Source organism: Xanthomonas euvesicatoria (genome assembly GCF_013112235.1).
In the GTDB taxonomy this organism is placed as follows: domain Bacteria; phylum Pseudomonadota; class Gammaproteobacteria; order Xanthomonadales; family Xanthomonadaceae; genus Xanthomonas; species Xanthomonas euvesicatoria.
In genome coordinates this window covers 1,653,292-1,676,560 of sequence record NZ_JABFFS010000001.1, presented here as the reverse complement: position 1 = coordinate 1,676,560, position 23,269 = coordinate 1,653,292, and the positions used below count along the sequence as shown (strand labels likewise).

The window sequence follows — 23,269 nt, the reverse complement described above, 5'->3', positions numbered from 1 at the left end:
CCATGGCGCCATCCGCGCGCGTATGCTTGGATCATTCCTGGGAGGGAACATGAGCCAAAGCACCACGACCGCGCGACCGATCGAGCGCTATTTCGCCAGCTATTCCGACGATCATCAAAACGCGACCAATCAGCAGATCCACGTGCTGGCGGTGCCTGCCATCCTGTGGTCGGTGGTGGCGCTGTTGTGGTGCATCCCGGTCGGCGGTAGCTGGTTCAGCAGCGGCGTGTGGGCCGCGCTGTCGATGTTTGCGACGTGGTCGTACTACAACCGGCTGTCGCGCCCGCTGGGGCTGGGCATGCTGGGGATCTTTTTCTTCTTCGGCTGTCTGTGCCGGTTGATCGAAGGCCGCATCGGGCTTGGCGGCCTGTTCACCACCGCGCTGACGGTGTTCGTGCTGGCATGGATTGCGCAGTTCGTCGGCCACAAGATCGAAGGCCGCAAACCGAGCTTCCTGACCGATCTGACCTATCTGCTGATCGGGCCGATCTGGGTGCTGGCCAAGGCGTATCGCCAGCTGGGTTGGCGTTACTGAGCGTCGCCGACAGACCAGCCAGGCCTCACGCGCCGATCCCGAGCTCTTCGGGCAGTGGGCGAAACGCACGCGGCGCATAGCCGAAATCGCGGCGTGCCGGCTCCAGATCGAATACCAGGTCCTCGCGCATGCGCTGTAGCGCGGCGGCATTCAAGCCCCGCAGGCGGCCCAGGCGTTGCGCTGCGGTGAGTGCAAGACCGAACAGGCTCGGCGGCACCTGGTACAGACGTGCAGGCCGTGGCAGCGCTTCCAGTACGCGCTCTACCATCTGCGTGTACGCCAGCACTTCGCCGCCGCCCACGGCATAACTGCGCTGCTGGGTGGCCGGCTGGCCAACCACCGCCAGAGCGGCGCTGGCCAGATCTTCCACATGCACGGGCTGGCGAAGGCCAGTGGCGTTGGCGGGCAGTACGAACGCGCCGGTGCGCTGCGCCAGCCCGGCGATCTGGGTCAAGGTTTTGTCGCGTCCCGCGCCGTAGACCAGGGTCGGCCGCAGCACGGTGGCACTAGCGCCACGCGCACGCGCGGCGGAAAACAGCGCCTGTTCGGCAGTGGCCAGACGCTGGGCCACGTCGCGCTCGGCCGCGTCGATGGAGTGTTCCTTGACCTCAACGCTGGTGGAACCGAACGCCACGATACGCGGCGCTACCACCGGGTTTTCGGCATACCAGCGTGCGAAGTGGTCCAGCGGACCACAGCTGAAGATCACCTCGAACGCCTCGCCGGCAGCTGCCGGCACAGCCAGATCGCCCTGCCGCCAGATCAGACCGGAGCGCGCTGCGCGCGGCTGGCGCGACCACGCCGTCACCTGCCATCGGCTGCTCAGCAGGCGGATCAGCAAGCGCTCGCCGATTTGCCCGCTGCCGCCGAAGACCAGGGCGCGCGGCGCAGATGCAGCGGTGGACGGAGCGGGATTGGCGGCAGTCACGGGGCAATTATCGATGCATGCATGCCTGCAGCATAGCGAGTGCGGCATTGCGATGTGCAGCCCAGTGGGGCCGATGGCAGGCCATGTGCGCTGGCGGCGTTGACGCGGACGTCAGTCAACGGTTTGTTAAGCTCTCGGGCCTGCTCGCGAATCTTGTGTTCCCTGCATGCCTTTCTCGTTGGAAATTCTGCTGGCGCTGCCATTTGTCATGGCCGCTGCCGCTGCGCTGCTCTGGCGCGCCTCCCGTTCGATCACTGCGTGGTTGGCTGCGGCCGCGCCGTTGGCCGGGCTGCTGGTGCTGGCGCTGTTGACGCCCGCGGTGCTGCGCGGCGAGGTGATTGCCAGCGATCACGCGTGGCTGCCGCAGATTGGCCTGATGTTCTCGCTGCGGCTCGATGGCCTGGCCTGGATGTTCGCACTGCTGGTGCTGGGCATCGGTGCGCTGGTGGTGCTGTACGCGCATTACTATTTGAGCCCACGCGATAGCGCGTCGCGTTTTTTTGCCTATCTCTTGCTGTTCATGGGCGCGATGCTCGGCATGGTGCTGTCGGGCAACCTGCTCTTGCTGATGGTGTTCTGGGAACTCACCAGCATCAGCTCGTTCCTGTTGATCGGTTTCTGGTCGCACCGCAAGGACGCGCGCGAAGGCGCACGCATGGCCTTTGTGCTGACTGCCGGCGGCGGCCTGTCGTTATTGGGCGGCGTGTTGATGATCGGCCGCATCGTGGGCAGTTTTCAGCTCGATGCCGTCCTGGCCGCCGGCGATGTGATCCGCGCCAGCCCGCTGTATCCGTACGCGCTGGGCCTGGTGTTGCTGGGCATCTTCACCAAGAGCGCGCAGTTCCCGTTCCACTTCTGGTTGCCGCACGCAATGGCGGCGCCCACGCCGGTGTCGGCGTATCTGCATTCGGCCACGATGGTGAAGGCCGGCGTATTTTTGCTGGCGCGTTTGCATCCGGCGCTGGCCGGTACCGATCTGTTTTTCTATACGGTGACCAGCATCGGCGCGATCACGGTGCTGTTGGGCGCATGGCACGCTATCTTTCAGCACGATCTCAAGGGCGTGCTGGCGTACTCGACCATTTCGCATCTGGGCCTGATCACGATGCTGTTCGGCCTGTCCACGCCGATGGCGGTGGTGGCCGGCGTGTTTCACCTCATCAACCATGCGGTCTTCAAAGCGTCGTTGTTCATGGCCGCCGGCATCATCGACCATGAGACCGGCACGCGCGACATGCGCAAGCTGGGCAATCTGCGCCGGTTGATGCCGGTGACCAGCGCGCTGGCCATCACCGCTTCGCTGGCCATGGCCGGCATTCCGCTGCTCAACGGCTTCTTGTCGAAGGAAATGTTCTTCGCGGTTGCGCTGGATACCGAAGCGCCGCAACTGATGCGCATCCTGGCCAGCACCGCTGCGCTGCTGGCCGGCCTGCTGGGCGTGGCGTACAGCCTGCGCTTCGTGCACGACACCTTCTTCGGCGAAGGCCCGCGCGCGCTGGACACCACGCCGCACGAGCCGCCGCGCTGGATGCGGATTCCGGTCGACGTGCTGGTACTTACCTGCGTGGCGGTGGGCATCGTGCCGGCATGGACAGTGACGCCCGTATTGCGCGCCGGTGCCACCGCGATCTTGGGCGACCGGCTGCCCGACTACAGCCTGGCGCTGTGGCATGGCGTCAATTTGCCGCTGGCGATGAGCGTTGCCGGCATCGTCGGCGGTGCGTTGTTGTACATCGCGCTGCGCCGCACGCTGGATCTGTATGCGATCCAGAACCGTTCGCCGGGCAAGGCACTGTTCCAATGGAACCTGCGTGCCTTGTTCAGTGCCACCGCACGCATGACCGACGCCGTCACCAACGGCAACCTGCAGCGCATGTTGATGCTGCTGGTGCTAAGCGCGGTCGTGGTGGCGCTGGTGCCGTTCCTGCAAGGCGGTGCATTGCCGCAATGGCCTGCACCCATGCCAATGCCGGCGCTGGGGTGGATGGTGTGGCTGTTGATGATCGCATGCGCCCTGGGCAGCCTGTTCCTGTACAAGCAGCGCCTGTTGGCGGTGCTGGTGCTCGGCGGCACCGGGCTGGCGGTCAGCCTGACGTTCGTGTTCTTGTCGGCGCCGGATCTGGCGCTGACGCAGTTGCTGGTGGAAATGGTCACGCTGGTGCTGATGCTGCTGGCGATGAACTACCTGCCCGAGCGCTCGTTGCCCGAACGTGCGCGGCTGCGCAAGATGCGTGATGCCGCAATTGCCATTGCCGGCGGCGCCGGTCTTGCGGCGTTGGCGTATACCTTGATGACGCAACCCAGCCATTCGGTCGCCGGCGAACTGCTGCAGCGCGCCTTGCCCGAAGCGTATGGGCGCAATGTGGTCAACGTGATTTTGGTGGATTTCCGGGGCTTCGATACCTTTGGCGAGATCACCGTCTTCGCCATCGCCGGGCTGGTGGTGCACGCCTTGCTGCGCCGCGCGCGCATGGCACCGGAGCGCACCATGCCGGGGCCGCCGATCAAGTTGCCGGTGCCGGCCGATCTGGCGCAGATCATGTTTCCGCTGACATTGACGGTGTCGCTGTTCCTGTTCCTGCGCGGGCACAACGCGCCGGGAGGCGGCTTCATTGCCGGGCTGGTGCTGGCGGTGCCATTGCTGATGCAGTACGTGATTCAGGGGACGGCTTCGGTGGAGTCGCGCTTTGGTTTCGACTACATCCGCCTGATCGGCATCGGCTTGTTGTGCGCGCTGGTCAGCGGTGCCGGCTCGCTGGTGTTCGGGCTGCCGTTCCTGAGCAGCGGACATCTGGAAATTCCGCTGCCGCTGTTGGGCGAGCTGGAACTGGCCAGTGCGCTGGGCTTCGATACCGGCGTGTACCTGGTGGTGTTCGGTGCGGCGATGTTGATGCTGTCGATGATGGGCACGATCAAGCCCTCGCGTACGCGCAGTTCGCAGCGCGGCGAGATCGACCCCACCCAACGTTCGACACGCACCGCGGAGCAGCATTGATGGAATTGGCAATGGCAAGCGCGATCGGCGTCCTCACCGCACTGGCGATCTATCTGCTGCTGCGCGCGCGCAGCTTCGATGTGATCCTGGGCATGACCTTCCTGTCGTATGCGACCAATCTGCTGATCTTTGCCGGTGGGCGCCTGCGCAGTGGCCAGGCGCCGGTGTTGCGCGACGGCGTGCCGGCCGAGCTGATGCATCACACCGATCCGCTCCCGCAGGCCCTGGTGCTGACCGCCATCGTGATCGCGTTTGCGATGACCGCGGTGAGCCTGGTGCTGGCGATCCGCAGCCGTAGCGACAATGGCAGCGACCATGTGGATGCGCACGAAGATGCCGCGACCGGCACGGATACGCGGCAGGCCCGGCGATGAACCATCTGCTGATCCTGCCCATCCTGATCCCGATGCTGGGCGCGTCGGCATCGTTGTTCGTCGAGCACCGCCGCTATGGGCCGCGCGTGCAGCGCAGCGTGGCGTGGGTCAGCATCGCCTTGTTGGCTGCGGCGGTCATCGCCCTGTTCGCACGCGCGGCCGACGGCCAGATCCTGGTCTATCTGCTCGGCGACTGGCCGGCGCGCATCGGCATCGTGCTGATGGGCGACCGCTTGTCGGCATGGATGCTGCTGACGACCTTGATCCTGGGCTCTGCGTGCCTGCTACATGCATGCGCAGGCTGGGACCGGCGCGCACCGCATTTCCATGCATTGTTCCAGTTCCAGTTGATGGGCTTGAACGGCGCATTCCTGACCGGCGACATCTTCAACCTGTTCGTGTTCTTCGAGGTGATGCTCATCGCCTCCTACGGCCTGCTGCTCAGCGGCGGGCGCGGGTTGCAGATGCGGGTGGGCCTGCATTACGTGGTGTTCAACGTGTGTGCGTCGACGTTGTTCCTGATTGCGCTGGGCCTGCTGTTCGGTGTGTTCGGCACGCTCAACATGGCCGAGCTGTCGCAGCGCATTGCCGATCTGCCGGCGCAGGACGTGCCGTTGGCAAAGGCCACGCTGGGCTTGTTGCTGCTGGTGTTCTGCAGCAAGGCCGCGCTGCTGCCGCTGTATCTGTGGCTACCGGAAACCTATTCGCGTGCGCCGGCGGCGGTGGCTGCATTGTTCGCCATCATGACCAAGGTGGGGTTGTACGCAGCGCTGCGGGTATCGTCGTTGTGGTTCGGCGCCGGTGCCGGCGCGCTGCACGGCTTCGGTAGCCACGCGCTGTTGTGGCTGGGCATCGCGACGCTGCTGATGGCCGCGTTCGGGGTGATGGCCGCATCGCGGCTGCGGGTGATGGTGTCGTACCTGGTGGTGTTTTCGGCAGCGACCTTGTTCATCGCGTTTTCGCTGGACGATGCCGGCGCACTGGGCGCGGGGCTGTATTACCTGCCGCACAGCAGCTTTGTCGCCGCTGCGTTGTTCATGGTCTCTGACCTGATCCGCCGTCGCCGCGGCAGTGCCAGCGACCGCAAGGAAGTAGTGGCGCCGCTGCCGGGGCGGGCCATTCCGGGCACGATGTTCATGATTGCCGCGGTGGCGGTGGCCGGGTTGCCGCCACTCTCCGGATTTCTGGCCAAGGCCGCATTGCTGCAACACGTGCCTGAAGGGCTGGTCGGGCCGGTGTGGATCGCGGTGCTCGGCAGTAGCCTGCTGATCGTGATCGGCCTCACCCGCGCCGGCGTACGCTTGTTCTGGCGGGTGCCGGCGGCGGCGGAAAATGCGCCGGAACTGCAGCCGCCGCGGCGTGGCCGCATGCGTCCGGTGGAGACCGCCGCCACGGTGCTGTTGCTGAGCGGGCTGGTTGCGATGACCGGCGCCGCAGGTCCCCTGATGCATTACACCGATGCGGCCGCTGCGCAGTTGCGCGACCCCGGCGCGTATGTTGACCAGGTCCGCGCCACCACGCCGCAACGGAGGCAGCCATGAACACGCGTCTGCCACTGCGTCGCCGCCTGTTTCCCTCGCCGCCCTTGAGCGTGACGGTCTTCGTGTTCTGGCTGCTGCTCAGCGATAGCTTCGGCCCGCAGCAATGGGTCTTGGGCATGCTGCTGGGCGTGGTGGTACCGATCTTTGCAGCGCGGCTGGACCGCGAGTTCGCACAGATCGGCTCGCTGCGCTCGGTGCCACGCATGCTGCTGGTGGCCGCGGGCGACATCGTGCGCTCCAACATCAAGGTCGCTGCGCAGGTGCTCGGGCCAGAATCGCGTATCCATCCCGGTTTCATCTGGGTGCCGCTGGACATCGCCAACATCCACGGCATTGCCGCCTTGACCAGCATGATCACGCTGACCCCGGGGACCGTCTCGGCCGCGCTGTCGGACGACCGCAAATATCTGCTGGTGCACGTACTGCATCTGGACGATCCGCAGGCCTTGATTGCCGAGATCAAGACCCGCTACGAAAAGCCCCTGATGGAGATCTTTCCATGACCGGCCACATGTTCATCGAATCAACCATCGTGATCTGCATGCACGCGGTGGGCCTGGCCATCCTGATGGCCTTGTGGCGGCTGCTGCGCGGGCCGACCGTGCCAGACCGCATCCTGGCGCTGGACACGCTCTCGGTCACCGCCATTGCCGAATTGATGCTGCTGGGCATGTACCTGGATTCGCCGATCTACTTCGAGGCGGCCCTGGTCATTGCGATGCTCGGCTTCGGCAGCACCGTGGTACTGAGCAAGTACGTGTTGCGGCGGAGTATCGTCGAATGATCGCCCTCACCGAATACTTGCTCAGCGCCTTGCTGCTGGCGGGCACGTTTTTCATCCTGATCGGCGCTTTCGGCCTGGTGAAGCTGTCGGACTTTTTCAAGCGCCTGCATGCACCGACCAAGGCCAGCACGCTGGGCGTGGGCTGCGTGTTGCTGGCTTCGGTGGGATACCACCTGTTTCTCGGCGTGGACCCGCAGCCGCGCGAATTGCTGATCACCGTATTCCTGTTCATCACCGCACCGATCAGCGCGCACTTGATGGCCAAGGCAGCGCTGTCGCTGATGATGGAAAACCGCCCGGAAGTACCGAACCACGGCGACGCGCAGCAGGAAGGATTGCCGCAGGTCAAAGGCGATCTTGGCGAGAACGAAGAAACCGAGAAGCAGCATCCGGGGCCTGCGTCCGAGGGTGGCTGAGGCGTTGCTGCCCGGCGTGGATTGTTTGCCGATCAGGTCCGGTTGCTGCCCAGAACCTTCTCAACGGCGCAACTGGCTGAGCCGGTCGCCGGCACATGGGGTATCGACTCACGAGCGCTCACTTCGTGCGTTCGCCAACCACAGATGGGCATGCAACTGCAGTGTGGCGCGACTCAACAACCACGCGCAGCGCTGTGCCACCGTTGCGCAGAGCGATTCTGCGACCGCCCACCATCGCCCACCGGCGCGACGCATGGGCCGCAGCAGGAATGACACACCCTCCGCTAGCGCAGGATACAAACGCCTGCGCAAGACGACACCGCCATCGCACCTTGCATGTCAGCCGCAGCCTTCGACGTAATCCACCTGCGGCGGCTTGCCCACGCGCCAGCTGGTGACTTTGCCGTCTGCATCGGTCTCGAATACCAGCGCGGTCTGCGTGGCAGCGTCGGGGAGACGCAGCGTCAGCGCGCCTGGAATGTACTTATGCGGCTGCTCGGTCAGGCCGTCGGGGTACAACGCATGCAGCTGCGCCAATGTCATGCCGACCTTGCCGCCGCCCGGCGCCGTCTCTTTCGCTTCGTTGGTCTGCAAGCGCACCAATTGCCCGCCTTCGAACATGAAGCCCAAGCGACGCGCATCGCTGGCCCACCGTGGGCGCAGCAGGTAACAGCCATTATCGGGTGCCGCCTCGCCCTGCAAATCGCCACCCCAGGCAGCCCGCGCCTGGCCGGCATCCATCCCAAAGCGCAAGTCGGCATAGCCATCCATGCGCGCAAGCGCAGCGGGGTCCTGCTGGGTGCGCGGAGGAAATGTGCCAGCTGGCGCCGTGGCCGGCGGGACAGTGGCCGCCGGTTGATCGTCAGCGGCCGCAACCGGTACGTGCTCGGCGTTGGCGGGCGCGGCCGGCGCGGGCGATTGGTCGGCGCGGTTGCAGCTGGTCAGTACGAGCAATGCGCTCATCAGGCCCAATAGTCTGTATGTCATCTGCGCGTTTCCTAGAGTTGCAGTACAGCGTACACAGCCACCATCGCGACCATGTGCAGAGCGTGGCCACACACCGTCGCCGCCATGTCATCGGCGCTTCATTGGCGGGCGTCACGCTATTGGCTTCGCAGGACCGCCGCCATGATCCCACGCAAGACCGAGCTCGCCTTAACCACGTTGCAATCGCACCGCAGCCCGCTGACGCTGCTGCAACGGCGCGCGTTGATCCTGGCCGACGGCCAGCGCGATCTGGCCACGCTCGCCATGCTGCTGGGCGGCGACGGCACCGGCTTGGTGCAGAGCCTGTGCGCGATGGGGTATCTGGATCTTGGACCCGCTGCAGGCGGTGCTGCGGGTCAAACGCGCACGGCAGCCACTGCCGCGCTGCCCGATGTGCACGAAGCACCCGTGGCCCTACCGGACGCAGGGCCCAGCGAAGAAGAGCTGCGGCGCCTGCGTCGCCGTGCAGCGACCAATGCACGCCTGTATTTGCTCGATATCCTGCAGTTGCAACGCAATGCCCTTGCCGCTGCGCTGCATCGGCAACTGCACGCCGCGCGCGACGACGATCAGATCCGCACGACCATCGCCGAGGCGTTGCACGCGCTGCCGCAGATCACCTCGGCGAGCTACGCCGAACGTGTCCGTACACGGATCGGCGAGCTGCTGCCGGAGACCTTGCAAGCCGCGTGATACATCCGCGTGATCTGGCAGTGGTGGCCAGCGCGCGCCGACCGGCTCGTGCCGAGTCGCTCAACATGCGCAGGGGCTGGAGCCGAGCGCCGCATCACCGCAACGGCCGCGCTCGCGCACCCACCGCTCGCATCACATCGCTGGCGCGCTGACAGAGCAGCTGCAGTCCGGCTTGAGAGCGTCGGACAACCTGCCGCTCAGCCGCCAGGTGCAGCCGGCTGGTACTCGGGGCAGGCATCTGGCCGTCATCCACTCCAGGCACCGTGTGCCTGAGCATCGTCCGCACCATCTGCCAATTGCTTGCGAGGTCTTGACCACGCGCTAGGTTGCGTCTTCCGTTGTCGGCGGTTGAAACGCAGCGCGCAATCCGGACCAGCACTGCTGGTAATCGGCTTGCCGATGGGCGGCGTTCAATGCCTGCTGCGTAGGGCGCAACACCGCGCGCGTTTCGAACATGAAGGCCATGGTGTCGGCGATCACGTCCGGGCGCGTGAGATCTGCCTGTGACGCCTTGTCGAAGGTGGCCGCATCCGGGCCGTGCCCGCTCATGCAGTTATGCAACGAGGCGCCACCGGGCGCGAAGCCTTCGGCCTTGGCATCGTAGACGCCATGCACCAGGCCCATGAATTCGCTGGCGACGTTGCGATGGAACCACGGCGGGCGGAAGGTGTGCTGTGCCACCAGCCAACGCGGCGGGAAAATCGCAAAATCCATGTTTGCCGTCCCGTGCGTGTCGCTGGGCGAGGTCAGCACGGTGAAGATGCTGGGATCGGGATGATCGAAACTGATCGAGCCGATGGTGTTGAAGCGACGCAGGTCGTAACGATAAGGCGCGTAATTGCCGTGCCAGGCGACGACATCCAGCGGCGAGTGACCGATGTCGGCACGCCAGAGATGGCCCTGGAATTTGGCCACCAGTTCGAACCTGCCTTCGCGTTGTTCGAAGGCGGCGCGAGGGGTCTGGAAATCGCGCGGATTGGCCAGGCCATTGGCGCCGATCGGCCCCAGGTCCGGCAGGCGCAGCAGGCCGCCGAAGTTTTCGCAGACGTAGCCACGCGCTTCACTATCGAGCAGTTCCACCCGGAAACGCACACCGCGCGGTATCACGCCGATCTGTTGCGGCTCCAGTTCAAGCACGCCCAGTTCGGTGCAGACCCGCAACCGGCCAAGCTGCGGCACCAGCAGCAGCTCGCCGTCGGCGTCGTAGAAGAAACGATCGCGCATGGAGGCGTTGGCCGCATACAGATGCACGGCCACGCCGGTCATCGCCTCCGGGCTGCCATTGCCGGCCATGGTGTACAGGCCATCGACGAAATCGGTGCGCGTGGCCGGCAACGGCAACGGCAACGGACTCCAGCGCATCTGGTCCGGCGGCACCGGGCCGCCGCCGAAGTCGTTGTGGAGCCGAGACTGCTCGATCAGCGAGAAACGCCCATGCACCGCTGCAGGACGAATGCGGTACAGCCAGCTGCGCCGGTTCTCGCCGCGTGGCGCGGTGAAGGCGGTGCCGGACAACTGCTCGGCGTACAGGCCATGCGCCACGCGCTGCGGTGAGTTCTGCCCGACCGGCAGACTGCCGGCCACCGCCTCGGTTGCGAACTCATTGCCGAAGCCGGTCATGTAGGAAGTCTGGTCATGCATGGGCGTGGGCTCTTTGGTTGCGGCACCACCGTTGCAGGGAGGTGCGATGATTGCAGGGAGGTGCGATGTTAGAGAAACGCAATGTTCAAGCCCCTCTCCCACCGGGAGAGGGGTTGGGGTGAGGGTACGGCGTCGCGACTATCGTGAAGATCGCCTCAACCACAGCATCGAGTGAAAGCAGCACATCGTTGTTCCAAAAGCGCAGCACGATCCAGCCTTTCGATTGAAGCCACCGCGTCCTTGCCTGATCGAAGGATGCCTGATGCTGCGATCCGTCCAACTCAACAATCACCTTAGCTTCAATGCAACAAAAGTCTGCGATGTACGGTGGAATCGGATGCTGCCTTCGGAACTTGAAGCCTTGGAGCTGATTCCCACGCGGACGGCGCCAAAGTGCACGCTCTGCCTCGGTCATGTGGCGACGCGATGCACGGGCGTGGGCACGGGTGACGGTAGGCAATGGCGGTTTGATTTTCATCGCTCCACCGTACCCTCACCCCAACCCCTCTCCCGTGGGGAGAGGGGCTTCAAGCACGTCCGTTTTCATGGGCTTTTCTTATCAGACAGCCTGGTCTTGCTGAGGTGGCGCTCGAGGGTCTTGCTCCAAGCGAATCCCGAATCCCGAATCCCGAATCACCAATACCCAATCCCCGCCCTCAAAGCACCCCGCGCTTGATCTGATCGCGCTCGATGCTTTCGAACAACGCCTGGAAATTGCCTTCGCCAAAGCCTTCGTTGCCCTTGCGCTGGATGATCTCGAAGAAGATCGGGCCGATGCAGTTGGTGGTGAAGATCTGCAGCAGCTTGCGCTGCTTGGTATCGGGGTCGGCGTCGATCAGGATCTTGTTGCGGCGCAGGCGTTCGACATCTTCGCCATGCGCGGGGATGCGCAGGTCCACCACATCGAAATACGTGTCCGGCGTATCCAGGAAACTCACGCCGGCGGCGCGCATCTTTTCCACGCTGGTGTAGATGTCGTCGGTAAAGCAGGCGATGTGCTGGATGCCTTCGCCCTGATACGCGTCCAGATACTCGTTGATCTGGCTCTTGGGGTCGGAGGATTCGTTGAGCGGGATGCGCACGATGCCGTCCGGCGCGGTCATCGCCTTGGACACCAGGCCGGTCTTGGCGCCCTTGATGTCGAAATAGCGGATCTCGCGGAAGTTGAACAGGCGCTCGTAATAGTCCGACCAGCGCTGCATGTTGCCGAAATACAGGTTGTGGGTCAGGTGGTCGATGAAGGTCAGTCCGAAGCCGGCCGGGTGCTGGTCGGCACCGTCGATCGGCTCGAAATCGGCGTCGTAGATACTGCCGGCCTCACCGTAACGGTCCACCAGGTACAGCATGCAATCGCCGATTCCCTTGACCACCGGCGCCGGAACCGCGCGGGTGTCGGGCTTGTTCTGCACGGCTTCACCGCCGTTGCCCAGCACCGTCTGCAGCACGGTCTCGGACGGGGTGCGGAAGCGGATGGCAAAGCCGCAGGCGCAGGGGCCGTGCGCGGCGGCGAAATCGGCAGCGAACGAATCGGGATCTTCGTTGAGCAGGAAGTTGACCCCGCCCTGGCGATAGACGGTAATGGGGCGGCTGCGGTGACGCAGCACCGCGCTGAAGCCCATCTTGCGGAAATAATCGTGCAGCTGTTCCCCCTGGCCGGCCGGTGCGGCGAATTCGACGAACTCGAAGCCGTCGATGCCCATCGGATTGTCGAAGGTGGTGACCTGCATGCCAGGATCGGGGCGGGTTGCGGTGGTGTTCGGTTGTGCGCTCATCTTCGTTTCTCCACGCTTGGGGGGCCGCAGGGCTATGCGGAGTAGCAGAAGACCCGCGAGAATGCGCAGGCCACCCTCGGTTTGTAGTTGCAAATGAAACCAAAATCAAGACACAGTGCAACATGAGCGATCTCGACAGCCCCCACCCGCCGCAATATCCCGTGCTGCTCAACCTCGAGCAGTTCCTGCCGTATCGCCTGAGCGTGCTGTCCAACCGGATCAGCAGCAACATCGCCAAGGTATACGGCGATCGTTACGGCATGGCGATTCCCGAGTGGCGGGTGATCACGATCCTGGCGCTGTATCCGGGTTCCTCGGCCAGCGAGGTCTCCGACCGCACGGCGATGGACAAGGTGGCAGTCAGCCGCGCCGTGGCGCGCCTGCTGGAGCGCGGCTTCATCCGCCGCGAGACCCATGGCGACGATCGCCGCCGCTCGATGCTGGCGTTGTCGCCGGCCGGGCGGCAGGTCTACGAGACCGTCGCGCCGCTGGTCAACGAGATGGAACAACGGCTGATGTCGGTGTTCAGCGCCGAAGAACAGCAGGTCCTGGAAACGCTGATCGACCGGCTGGCCAAGGACGGGCTGCCGCGCATGGCCAGCAAGGACTGAGCAGCGCTACGCCGGGAGCCAATGCGTGGTGCCTTGGCGCCGCACAGGATCGGATCCGGTTGCAATCGGCGCTGGCGCAGCACTGGCCTGGATGCCGTGCCGCGGCGCCCTCGCGTGATTTCGATAGATTGTCGGCGCGCTCGGAAACGACTGTTCGCTGGCTCGCAAATCACGCATTGACGCAGCGCATCGCATGCCGGTGTGGCTGCCGTCGCCAGCAAGGCCTCATCACATCGCGCCAGGGCTGCGCGCGTGGAAGTCACAGGCTGAGTTCGCGCCGGGCGATAGCCATCGGCACGATGCAAATAAAAACCCCCGCAGCAATGCGGGGGTTTTTGTGTGACGCGTTCGCGCAACGTCAGGCCTGCGGTGGCGCCCACTGCTTGAGGAAATCGAACAGCTTCTTGCGGTCGAAACCCTCGCCCTTGCGCAACTCCGGGCCGGACTGCGTGGTCAGCAGCTTGCCGTCGCTGTCCAGCACCAGCAGCGACGGGGCGTCGTTGAGCTGGGCGAACGCCGACAGGAAGGCAGCGTTCTCGTTGGCTGCATCGCGATTGACCTTGACCACCACGAAGTGCGCGTCGCGGAAGCTGCGCAGCTCCGCATCGCCGCCCATCAACTCGTCCAGCGCCTTGCAGGGCTCACAGGCGGCATTGCCGACATTGAGCACGATGCGCTTGCCGCCGCGCTTGGCCTCGACCTTGGCCGTCTCCAGATCGGCCGCCGGATCGCGCGAGGGATCGTATTGCGCATTGAGCGCAGCGGCCGCGGCGATGTCGGCCGCGGTCGGCGTGTTGCCCGAAGACACCGGCTGGCTGGGATCGGCGCTGGGCGGCTTCTGCATCGAGGTATCCAACGGCTTGGGCGCCTCCTGCGGGCTGCTGGTCTGCCCGCAGGCGCTCAACAGACCGGTCAGCAGCAGGCCACAGACAAGGGGTTTGATCGGCATCGCTGTTCTCCTCACTTCACACCATGCATCAATTTATTGATCAGCGGCGCGATCAGGAACAGCAACGCGCCGGCGCCCACCAGCGCCCAGAACCCGAACGTATACCCACCCAGCGCCGAGGACACGCTCATGCCTTCGTTTCCGCTGACATGGCCGGCGAAAATGCCCGACAGGTTGTTGCCGATGCCGGTGGACAAAAACCAGCCACCCATGCCGAAACCGACCAGGCGTACCGGGGCCAGCTTGGTCACCATCGACAGGCCGATCGGCGACAGGCACAGCTCGCCGACCGACTGGATGACGTAGACCATGAACAGGGTCCAGAACGGAATCTTGCCGGCGTCGTTGACCAGGCTGGACAGCGCAAACATCAGCAGCAGGAAGGCCAGGCCGTTGAACAGCAGGCCCAGGCCGAACTTGCGCGGAATCGACGGATTGAAGCGGCCGGACTTGACCCAGATCCACGCGATGACCGGTGCCAGCGCAATGATGGCGATGGAGTTCACCGACTGGAACCAGGCGGTAGGGAAGGTCCAGCTGCCGAAATTGCGGTTGACGATGTTGTCGGCCAGGAAGGTGAACGAGCTGCCGGCCTGTTCGAAGAACATCCAGAACAGCACGTTGAAAGCGAAGATGATCAGCATCGCGATCACCTTGTCGCGCTGCACCTTGCCTTCACGGATGCCTTCCACCAGCAGCATCACCGACAGGCCGATGAACAGCACCGTCAGCACGATCTGCAACACGTCCGCACCGACGGCGAGCAGGAAGTACACGCCCGGAATCGCCAGCAGGCAGCCCACCAGCACCATCAGCACGCGGCCCATGCCCTGCGCGTTGGGCGCCGGGGCGCCGATGCCCTTGAGCTGGACGCGGCCGAACCAGAACCACACCAGGCTGATCAGCATGCCCACGCCGGAAGCCATGAACACCATCTTGTAGGACGGCATGACTTCAGTGCCGAACACCTTTTCGGCCAGCAACTGGGTCAACACCGGCGAGATCATCGCGCCCAGGTTGATGCCCATGTAGAAGATGGTGAAGCCGCTGTCGCGGCGCGGATCGGCCACCGAATACAGCTTGCCGACCATGGTGGAAATGTTCGGTTTGAACAGCCCGTTGCCGACCACCACGGTGGCCAGGCCGATCTCGAACATGGTGTGGTCGGGAATGGCGATCAGGAACAGGCCGGTCGCCATGACGGCCGCCCCGACCAGGATGGAGCGCTGGTAACCGAGCACGCGGTCGGCCACGTAGCCGCCGAAGATCGCCGCCGCGTACACCAGCGCCAGGTAGGCGCCATAGGTCCGCCCCGCCGGCGCCTGGCCGGTGGCATCGCCATTGAAGAACTGCGCCACGATGTACAACACCAGCGCCCAGCGAATGCCGTAGAACGCGAAGCGTTCCCAGAATTCGGTCATGAACAGCAGCCACAACGGCCGGGGGTGGCCGAGCAACGTGGGGAACTCGGGAGGCGCCGGCGGCTGCGGCGGTGTGGAGGCGGATGTCGGCGCGGTCGCGTCAACGCTCATAGAGGTCCCTTGCGTATTCAGTGATGGCTGGGTGCACCGAGGCGAGCCCGGGCGACGCGCGAGGATCACTTAGACGTCATGTACGCGTCAAATTCGCCGGAGTCAGCTGCCTGATGGCCGTGGGTGGAGTTGGCGGAATTTGGCCGCGTGCTGGGGCACCAGGGGCCGGCGTGAGATCGCGCCGGCCCTGTTCCGAAAGCACAAGCGCTTGCGTGCGCTTGCCTTGCCCTTGCGCATGCCTGGCCTTGCTCAGCCCTGCGCGGCGTCCGGGGCGCCTTGCGGGGGGCGGCCGTCCACGCCCACCGAGGTGCGCACGTCGAACAGTTCCGGGAAGAACGTCAGCGCCAGCGCCTGCTGCAGGAAGCCGACGCCGCTGGAGCCGCCGGTGCCGCGCTTGAAGCCGATCACCCGCATCACCGTGCGCATGTGGCGGAAGCGCCACAGCTGGAACTGGGTTTCCACATCCACCAGGTCCTCGCACAGCGCGTACTCGCGCCAGTAGCGGTCGGTGTTTTCGTAGATGCGCTCGAAGACCGGCCGCAGGCTGTCGTCGGCCACGTGTGCGGCGGTCCAGTCGCGGGCCTGGTAGTGCTGCGGAATCGCGTGACCGAAGCGCGCCAGATAGCGCAGGAACTCCTCGTACAGGCTGGGTGCTTCCAGCGCCTCGCGCAGCCGCGCCTGGCCGTGCGGGTCGTAGGCGAACACCTGCAGCATCTGCGGGTTCTTGTTGCCGAGCAGGAACTCGATGTAGCGGTATTGCAGCGACTGGAAGCCCGACGACGGCCCCAGCACGTCGCGAAACCCCATGTACTCGCTCGGGGTGAGCGTTTCCAGCACCGACCACTGCTCGGTCAGTTGCCGCAGGACCTGCTTGCTGCGCGCCAGCACCTTGCGGCATTGCCAGACTTCGTCGCGCTGCAGATGCACGATGGCCGCGCGCAACTCGTGCGCCAGCAGCTTCAGCCACAGCTCGGAGGTCTGGTGCTGGATGATGAACAGCATTTCATCATGATGCGCCGGCTCGGACAGGGGCTGCTGCGCAGACAGCAGTTGATCCAGCCGCAGATACCCGCCGTAGGTCAGCCGCCCCTCCAGGTCGGTGTGGATGCCAGGTTCCAGGTCACGCAGGTTCTTGTCGACGGGCATGGCATCGCGCTGAAGATCGGGCCACGCAGGGTAACGCAGCGGCCGGGATTCGGGATTCGGGATTCGGGATTCGGGATTGGCGGATGGCGGATGGCGGATGGCGGATGGCGGATGGCGAAGCGTATTGGGCCACGGCTATCCCCGGCCCTGGCTGGCTGCTTGCAGCCCTGGCGGGATTGCCTGAGGGGATCGGGGCCAGCGAGATACGTGCGCAGGTGCCTCGTAGAAAATCCGTATGCACGATTGGCACGCCCGGGCCTCAGCGTCGAGCCCGCTTCCTTCAGCTTTGAACCACTTGGCAGGCGCCCGGTGCGGTCTCAGCCACTGCGCCGCTGTCACCATATCGTCAACCTAGGTCTGCAAATTCATGCAGAATCGAACGGCGCTGCCGGCCAGGGACGTGGCCGGACCAGGGGAGCGTTTCACGTCTCAAGGATCAGGGGACTCTCATCTCATGCATGTGTTGCAGCGTCGTGCAGCCGTATTTCTGTGTGCGCTGGCCGTGGCCGGCCACGCCAATGCCCAGGTCGTCATCAGCCAGGTCTACGGCGGTGGCGGCAATAGCGGCGCCACCCTCCGCAGCGATTTCATCGAGCTGCACAACATCGGCAGTGCCCCGGTCAGCCTGGACGGCTGGTCGGTGCAGTACGCCTCCGCGGCCGGCAGCAGCTGGCAGGTCACCCCGCTGGCGGGCACTGTCCCGGCCGGCGGCTATTACCTGATCAAGCAGGCCGACGGCAGCGGCGGCAGCGTGGCGCTGCCCACGCCCGATGCCACCGGCACGCTGGCCATGAGCGGCACCGCCGGCAAGGTGGCGCTGAGCAATAGCGCCTCCGCGTTGAGCGGCACCTGCCCCACCGGCAATGCCGATCTGGTCGGCTACGGCAGCACCGCCAGCTGCGCCGAAGGCAATGCGCCCACGCCGGCCCCCAGCAACACGCTGGCGGTGCTGCGCGGCAACGACGGTTGCACCGATACCGACACCAACGCCGCCGACTTCGCCACCGGCGCGCCTGCCCCGCGCAATGCCGCCAGCCCCGCGCGCCTGTGCAGCGGCGGCGGCCAGCCGGTCGCCACGCTGGCCGATGTCAGCCAGGCCGAAGGCAATGCCGGCACCCGCAGCTTGGTGTTCACCCTGAGCCTGAGCCAGCCGGCCGGTGCGGGCGGGGTGAGCTTCACCGCCGCCACCGTCGATGGCACCGCCACTGCCGGCAGCGACTATGTCGCCCTGCCCGCCACCACCCTGCGCATCGCCGCTGGCGAACGCAGCGCCACCATTTCCGTCGATGTCCTGGGCGACACCACGCCGGAGCCGGATGAAAGCTTCCGGCTGCAGATCAGCGGCCTCACCGGCGCGCTGCCGGCCACGCTGAGCGCCACCGGCACCATCCTCAACGACGACTTCAGCCTGTTGCCGATCCACGCCATCCAGGGCAAGGGGGCGCGCTCGCCGCTGGAGGGCCAGGTGGTGGCCACCTCGGGCATCGTGACGGCACGCCGCAGCGCCGGGTTCTTCCTGCAGGCGCCCGATAGCGAAGCCGACGCCGACCCGTCCACCTCCGAAGGCGTGTACGTCTACACCGGCAGCGCACCGCCGGAGGCGGCCGCCATCGGCAACCGGGTGCGCGTGCAGGGCACGGTGATCGAATACGTGCCCACCGCCGACCCCACCCAGCCACCGCTCACCGAGATCGGCGGCAGCCTGACCGTGCTGGCCGATTCCACCGGCAACCCGTTGCCGATGCCGGTGGCGTTGAGCGCGAACTTCCCCAACCCCAACGGTGCCTTCGATCAGCTCGAAGCGCTGGAAGGCATGCGCGTGGCCGCCGCCAGCCTCACCGTCAATACCCCCACCGGCGGCAGCGTCAACGAGACCAACGCCACGGCGACCAGCAATGGCGTCTTCCATGCCGTGGTCACCGGCGTGCCGCGCGCCTACCGCGAGCCGGGCGTGCAGTTGCCCGACCCGCTGCCGGCCGGCTCGCCTGCCGGCGTGCCGCGCTGGAATACCAATCCCGAAGTGATCGCGGTCGGCAGTGCCGGCGTCGGCGCCGAGCGGCTGGATCTGGCCTCCGGCTGCCAGGTGCTCGATGTCGTCGGCCCGCTGGATTACAGCTTCCGCCGCTACACGCTGTACCCGGAACGCACCCCGCAGGTGAACTGCAACGGTGCCGACCAACCGCGCCCGGCACCGGTACCGCAGGCCGACGACGTGGCCGTGGCGACCTACAACATGGAGCGCTTCTTCGACGACCAGAACGACCCGGCGATCGGCGAACCGGTGCTCACGCCGGCCGCCTTCCAGGCCCGCCTCAACAAGGCCTCGCTGGCGATCCGCAACTACCTGCACACGCCCGACATCCTGGGCACGGTGGAAGTGGAAAACCTCAGCGTGTTGCAGACGCTGGCCGCACGCGTCAACGCCGATGCGGTGGCCGCCGGCCAGCAGGATCCCAAGTACGTGGCGTACCTGCAGGAAGGCAACGACGTGGGCGGCATCGACGTCGGTTTCCTGGTCAAGACCGCACAGATCGCCGGCGGCGTGGCGCGCGTGGAAGTTCTCTCGATCGCTCAGGAAGGCAAGACCACCACCTGGACCGAGCCGGGTGGCGGCGTGAGCCTGCTCAACGACCGCCCGCCGCTGGTGCTCACCGCCAACGTGCACCAGGCCGACGGCCGCGTGCTGCCGCTGACCGCCATCGTGGTGCATCAGCGTTCGCTCAACGGCGCCGAAACCGACGATGCGGCCGGCATGCGCATCCGCGCCAAGCGCCAGGCGCAGGCCGAGTATCTGGCGCGCCTGCTGCAGACGCGTCAGCAATTGAACCCTGACGAAAAAGTGCTGGTCATGGGCGACTTCAACGCCTTCGAATTCAACGACGGCTATGTGGATGCGATGGGCACCGTCACCGGCAAACCGGCGCCGGATGCGCAGACCGTGGTGGGCGGCGATGGCACCGATCTGGTCAACCCGGATTACACCGACCTGACCTGGTTCAACACGCCCGACCAGAGCTACTCGTACGCCTTCGACGGCAACGTGCAGTCGCTGGATCACATCCTGGCCAACGATGCGCTGATGCGCGCGCCGCAGATCGCCTCGCTGTCGGTGGGCCACGCGCGCATCAATGCCGACTTCCCCGGCACCGCGCGTAACGATGCCAATACGCCGACGCGGCTGTCCGATCACGATCCCACCGTGGTGCTGTTGCGCATGACCAAACAGGTCAATGCGGACCTGGGCGTGGCGGTCACTGCTGCGCGCGATCAGGTCACCGAAGGCGAGCGCATCGATTTCAGTGTGGACGTCGAAAACCGCGGCCCCGACAGTGCGGCGTTCGCTGCGGTTGCCTTGGCGTTCGATGCCGCAGTGAGCCCACGCGTCACCGCCGCACCTGGCTGGGTGTGCCAACCGCCGCAGACCGGCACCCAGACGGTGGTCACCTGCACCATTGCAGCGTTGGCAGCCGGTAACGCGCAGAACTTCTCGGTGCAGGTGGAGGCGGGTGCGGCATTGGCCGGACGGACGTTGACCCTGGCTGCATCGGCGGCCTCGCAAACCCCCGATCCGCAGTCGGGCAACGACACCGATGCGGCCAGCGTGACGGTACAGGCGCAACCCCGCAGCGACCTGGCGGTACGTTTCGACGGCCCAAGCAGCCTGCCGACCACCGCCTTCAGCGCCACCTACCGCGTGCTGGTGAGCAATGTCGGCGCCGCACCGGCGCAAGGCTCCGGCCTGGTGATCGAAGGCAACACGGTGTCGGCGTTGTCGCAATTGGTACCGCCGCAAGGCTGGCGTTGCGACAAGCAGACCCAATCGCTGCGTCGGGCCCGCTTCGTCTGCAGCACCGCCGCGGTGGTACTGCCCGGCGCGCAGGCAACGTTCCAGCTGACCGTCGCTGCCAGGCCCATCCCGGCCGACGGCGCGGTGCGGGTGCAGGCCACGGCCACCTCGCGTTCGCCCGATGCCAACCCAGCCGACAACACTGCGCTGATCGTGACGCCGATCGGCGGAGGTGATGGGCGCCGCTGATCGCAGTGCAACACGTCGCAGTTCTCTACTGCGACAAAGGGCGCGGCCTGGTCCGCGCCCTTTTTTTTGTGCAAGCCAGCATGATTGTCTGCTGCGGTGCAGGACAGCGTTTTGCTTCGCCGTCCTTAACATGGCAACTCATATCATTTGAAACTTCTTGATGAAGGTGTCGTCGCAATGAGCGTAGCCGCGCAGTTCCAGATCGACTATCTGCAATACATGGACGCGGACGGCCAATGGGTCCGCGACGACCTTCCGGCCGACGCCGCCAACCCGCAACAACTGCTCGCCCTGTTCAAGCGCATGTTGTTCGTGCGCACCTTCGACACCAAGTCGGTGGCCTTGCAGCGCACCGGCAAGCTGGGCACCTACGCGGCCTGCATCGGCCACGAGGCCACGCATGTGGGCATCGGCGCTTCGATGCGCAGCGGCGATGTGTTCGCGCCCAGCTACCGCGAATACGGCACCATGTTCGAACGCGGCGTGCGCCCGCGCGATGTGCTGCTGTACTGGGGCGGCGACGAGCGCGGCAGCGACTATCCGCGCGATGCCGATGCGGCGATCGACTTCCCGATCTGCGTACCTATTTCCACCCAGTGCCTGCACGCCGCCGGCTCGGCGCTGTCGTTCAAGCTGCAGGGCAAACCGCAGGTTGCGGTGGCCTGCTGCGGCGACGGTGGCAGCTCCAAGACCGACTTCTATGCCGCACTCAATTCGGCCGGCGCCTACAAGCTGCCGCTGATCCTGTGCGTGATCAACAACGGCTGGGCGATCTCGGTGCCGCGCTCGGCGCAGACCGGCGCGCAGACGCTTGCGCAGAAGGGCCTGGCCGGCGGCCTGCAGTGCCTGCAGGTGGACGGCAACGATCTGGTTGCCGTGCTCGAAGCCATGCGTCAGGCACGCGTGCGCGCACTGGCCGGCGATGGCGGCACGGTGATCGAGTTTTTGACCTATCGCCTGTCCGACCACACCACCGCCGACGACGCGCGGCGCTATCGCGGCGAAGAAGAGGTCAAGCAGGGCTGGGCGCGCGAACCGCTGCTGCGCCTGCGCCGCTACCTCACCGCGCAAGGCCTGTGGGACGCCGCCCAGGAAGACGCCTGGAAGGCCGAATGCAGCGCGCGCGTGGACGAAGAGGTCAACGCCTATCTCAACACGCCGGTGCAGCCGGTCGAAGCGATGTTCGATTACCTCTACGGCGACCCGCCGGCCGAGTTGCTGGCACAGCGCGCCGAGGTGATGGCGCTGGAGTCGCGCCATGGATGAGCTCACCCATGTGCCTGCCGACACCTCCCAGCACGCCAGTGCCCCCTACAACGCTGCGGCAACGCGCGGAGAGATCGCCATGAGTTCGCCCATCACCCTGATCGAAGCCATCACCCAGGCGCTAGCCTGGGAGCTGGAACACGACCCCGCGGTACTGGTGCTGGGCGAGGATGTCGGCGTCAACGGTGGCGTGTTTCGTGCCACCGCCGGCCTGCAGCAACGCTTCGGCAGCGACCGCGTGCTGGACACGCCGCTGGACGAAACCACCATCGCCGGGCTGAGCGTCGGGCTGGCCGCGCAAGGCATGAAGCCGGTGGCCGAAGCGCAGTTCGACGGCTTCGTGTATCCGATGGTCGACCATCTGATCTGCCACGCCGCCCGCCTGCGCAACCGCACCCGTGGCCGCCTGCATTGCCCGATGGTGCTGCGCGTGCCGTGGGGCGGTGGCATCCGCGCGCCGGAACATCACAGCGAAGCCAACGAAGCCATCTTCACCAACGTACCGGGCCTGCGCGTGGTGCTGCCGTCCTCGCCGCAGCGCGCCTATGGCCTGCTGCTGGCCGCCATCCGCGACCCGGATCCGGTCATCTACATGGAGCCCAAGCGCATCTATCGCCAGTACAAGGAAGTGGTGGCCAACGACGGGCAAGCGCTGCCGCTGGATGTGTGCTTCGTGCTGCGCGACGGCACCGATGTCACCCTGGTGACCTGGGGCGCGCAGGTGAAAGAGGCACTGGAGGCGGCCGACAAACTCGCTGGCGAAGGCATCAGCGCCGAAGTTATCGACGTGGCCACGTTGCGCCCGCTGGACTTCGACACCATCGCCGAATCGGTGGCCAAGACCGGCCGCTGCGTGATCGTGCAGGAAGCCCCGCGCAGCGCCGGTTTCGGTGCGGAAATCGCCGCGCGCCTGGCCGAACAGTCGATGTACGACCTGGTGGCGCCGGTGGAACGCGTCACCGGTTACGACACGCATATCCCGCTGTTCCGGCTGGAAATGAAGTTCCTGCCGAGCGTGGAGCGCATCGTCGCCGCGGCACGTCGCGCGGTGGCTGCCGGCTGA

General features: G+C 65.7%; 20 protein-coding genes. 12 read left to right on the top strand and 8 right to left on the bottom strand.

Features of this window, described 5'->3' with window-relative positions; all coding sequences use genetic code 11:
• The first annotated feature begins 49 nt into the window (after positions 1–49).
• Positions 50–535, top strand: coding sequence for an Mpo1 family 2-hydroxy fatty acid dioxygenase (locus HLH45_RS07080; RefSeq protein ID WP_008575562.1), 486 nt, complete (start codon positions 50–52; stop codon positions 533–535).
• A gap of 25 nt (positions 536–560) precedes the next feature.
• Here the strand turns inward: HLH45_RS07080 and HLH45_RS07075 are convergent, their stop codons facing one another.
• Positions 561–1,463, bottom strand: coding sequence for an NAD-dependent epimerase/dehydratase family protein (locus HLH45_RS07075; protein ID WP_008575559.1), 903 nt, complete (start codon positions 1,461–1,463; stop codon positions 561–563).
• A 166-nt stretch (positions 1,464–1,629) separates the two neighbouring features.
• Between HLH45_RS07075 and HLH45_RS07070 the strand changes: the two genes are divergently transcribed.
• From HLH45_RS07070 to HLH45_RS07045, 6 genes are read left to right on the top strand one after another with little or no spacing between them, the layout of a single operon-like run.
• On the top strand, positions 1,630–4,458 hold the full coding sequence (locus HLH45_RS07070) for a monovalent cation/H+ antiporter subunit A (RefSeq protein ID WP_008575558.1): 2,829 nt from the start codon (positions 1,630–1,632) through the stop codon (positions 4,456–4,458).
• Positions 4,458–4,832, top strand: a complete 375-nt coding sequence (locus HLH45_RS07065; protein ID WP_008575556.1) for a Na+/H+ antiporter subunit C — start codon at positions 4,458–4,460, stop codon at positions 4,830–4,832. Before HLH45_RS07070 ends, HLH45_RS07065 begins: the two co-directional genes overlap by 1 nt.
• Positions 4,829–6,373, top strand: coding sequence for a monovalent cation/H+ antiporter subunit D (locus HLH45_RS07060; RefSeq protein WP_008575554.1), 1,545 nt, complete (start codon positions 4,829–4,831; stop codon positions 6,371–6,373). The genes HLH45_RS07065 and HLH45_RS07060 overlap by 4 nt, the downstream gene beginning before the upstream one ends.
• The gene (locus HLH45_RS07055) at positions 6,370–6,876 is read left to right on the top strand and encodes a Na+/H+ antiporter subunit E (RefSeq protein ID WP_008575552.1); all 507 of its coding nucleotides are present in this window, start codon (positions 6,370–6,372) and stop codon (positions 6,874–6,876) included. The genes HLH45_RS07060 and HLH45_RS07055 overlap by 4 nt, the downstream gene beginning before the upstream one ends.
• Positions 6,873–7,157 (top strand): K+/H+ antiporter subunit F, encoded by a 285-nt coding sequence (locus HLH45_RS07050; RefSeq protein WP_003486364.1) that lies wholly within the window; start codon positions 6,873–6,875, stop codon positions 7,155–7,157. Before HLH45_RS07055 ends, HLH45_RS07050 begins: the two co-directional genes overlap by 4 nt.
• Positions 7,154–7,573: a Na+/H+ antiporter subunit G gene (locus HLH45_RS07045; protein WP_008575549.1), complete on the top strand. Its 420-nt coding sequence runs from the start codon at positions 7,154–7,156 to the stop codon at positions 7,571–7,573. Before HLH45_RS07050 ends, HLH45_RS07045 begins: the two co-directional genes overlap by 4 nt.
• A 339-nt stretch (positions 7,574–7,912) precedes the next feature.
• On the opposite strand, the gene HLH45_RS07040 is transcribed toward HLH45_RS07045, so the two are convergent.
• Complete coding sequence (locus HLH45_RS07040) at positions 7,913–8,536, bottom strand: hypothetical protein (RefSeq protein WP_008575546.1); 624 nt, start codon at positions 8,534–8,536, stop codon at positions 7,913–7,915.
• 165 nt (positions 8,537–8,701) lie between these two features.
• Between HLH45_RS07040 and HLH45_RS07035 the strand changes: the two genes are divergently transcribed.
• Positions 8,702–9,253 (top strand): hypothetical protein, encoded by a 552-nt coding sequence (locus tag HLH45_RS07035; protein ID WP_008575544.1) that lies wholly within the window; start codon positions 8,702–8,704, stop codon positions 9,251–9,253.
• Positions 9,254–9,574: 321 nt separating this feature from the next.
• On the opposite strand, the gene hmgA is transcribed toward HLH45_RS07035, so the two are convergent.
• From hmgA to hppD, 3 genes are all read right to left on the bottom strand, one after another.
• On the bottom strand, positions 9,575–10,894 hold the full coding sequence (hmgA, locus tag HLH45_RS07030; protein WP_014089175.1) for a homogentisate 1,2-dioxygenase: 1,320 nt from the start codon (positions 10,892–10,894) through the stop codon (positions 9,575–9,577).
• A gap of 85 nt (positions 10,895–10,979) precedes the next feature.
• Positions 10,980–11,372: an endonuclease domain-containing protein gene (locus HLH45_RS07025; RefSeq protein ID WP_046932216.1), complete on the bottom strand. Its 393-nt coding sequence runs from the start codon at positions 11,370–11,372 to the stop codon at positions 10,980–10,982.
• A 178-nt stretch (positions 11,373–11,550) separates the two neighbouring features.
• The gene (hppD, locus tag HLH45_RS07020) at positions 11,551–12,666 is read right to left on the bottom strand and encodes a 4-hydroxyphenylpyruvate dioxygenase (RefSeq protein WP_008575541.1); all 1,116 of its coding nucleotides are present in this window, start codon (positions 12,664–12,666) and stop codon (positions 11,551–11,553) included.
• A gap of 122 nt (positions 12,667–12,788) precedes the next feature.
• Between hppD and HLH45_RS07015 the strand changes: the two genes are divergently transcribed.
• Positions 12,789–13,277 (top strand): MarR family winged helix-turn-helix transcriptional regulator, encoded by a 489-nt coding sequence (locus HLH45_RS07015; protein ID WP_008575539.1) that lies wholly within the window; start codon positions 12,789–12,791, stop codon positions 13,275–13,277.
• Between the two features lie 358 nt (positions 13,278–13,635).
• Here HLH45_RS07015 and HLH45_RS07010 read toward each other — a convergent pair whose 3' ends face one another.
• From HLH45_RS07010 to HLH45_RS07000, 3 genes are all read right to left on the bottom strand, one after another.
• A complete protein-coding gene (locus HLH45_RS07010; RefSeq protein ID WP_008575538.1) occupies positions 13,636–14,226 on the bottom strand; it encodes a thioredoxin family protein in 591 nt (196 codons plus the stop codon).
• An 11-nt stretch (positions 14,227–14,237) separates the two neighbouring features.
• Positions 14,238–15,758 (bottom strand): peptide MFS transporter, encoded by a 1,521-nt coding sequence (locus tag HLH45_RS07005; protein WP_011346143.1) that lies wholly within the window; start codon positions 15,756–15,758, stop codon positions 14,238–14,240.
• A 249-nt stretch (positions 15,759–16,007) separates the two neighbouring features.
• Positions 16,008–16,904, bottom strand: a complete 897-nt coding sequence (locus HLH45_RS07000) for a tryptophan 2,3-dioxygenase (protein WP_008575535.1) — start codon at positions 16,902–16,904, stop codon at positions 16,008–16,010.
• 454 nt (positions 16,905–17,358) lie between these two features.
• Between HLH45_RS07000 and HLH45_RS06995 the strand changes: the two genes are divergently transcribed.
• The 3 genes from HLH45_RS06995 (at position 17,359) to HLH45_RS06985 (ending at position 23,269) form a co-directional block, all read left to right on the top strand.
• Positions 17,359–20,940: a lamin tail domain-containing protein gene (locus HLH45_RS06995; protein ID WP_008575533.1), complete on the top strand. Its 3,582-nt coding sequence runs from the start codon at positions 17,359–17,361 to the stop codon at positions 20,938–20,940.
• A gap of 177 nt (positions 20,941–21,117) precedes the next feature.
• The gene (gene pdhA / locus HLH45_RS06990) at positions 21,118–22,206 is read left to right on the top strand and encodes a pyruvate dehydrogenase (acetyl-transferring) E1 component subunit alpha (protein WP_008575531.1); all 1,089 of its coding nucleotides are present in this window, start codon (positions 21,118–21,120) and stop codon (positions 22,204–22,206) included.
• Positions 22,199–23,269 carry an alpha-ketoacid dehydrogenase subunit beta gene (locus HLH45_RS06985; RefSeq protein WP_008575529.1) on the top strand — a complete coding sequence of 357 codons (1,071 nt, stop codon included), beginning with the start codon at positions 22,199–22,201 and terminating at the stop codon, positions 23,267–23,269. The genes pdhA and HLH45_RS06985 overlap by 8 nt, the downstream gene beginning before the upstream one ends.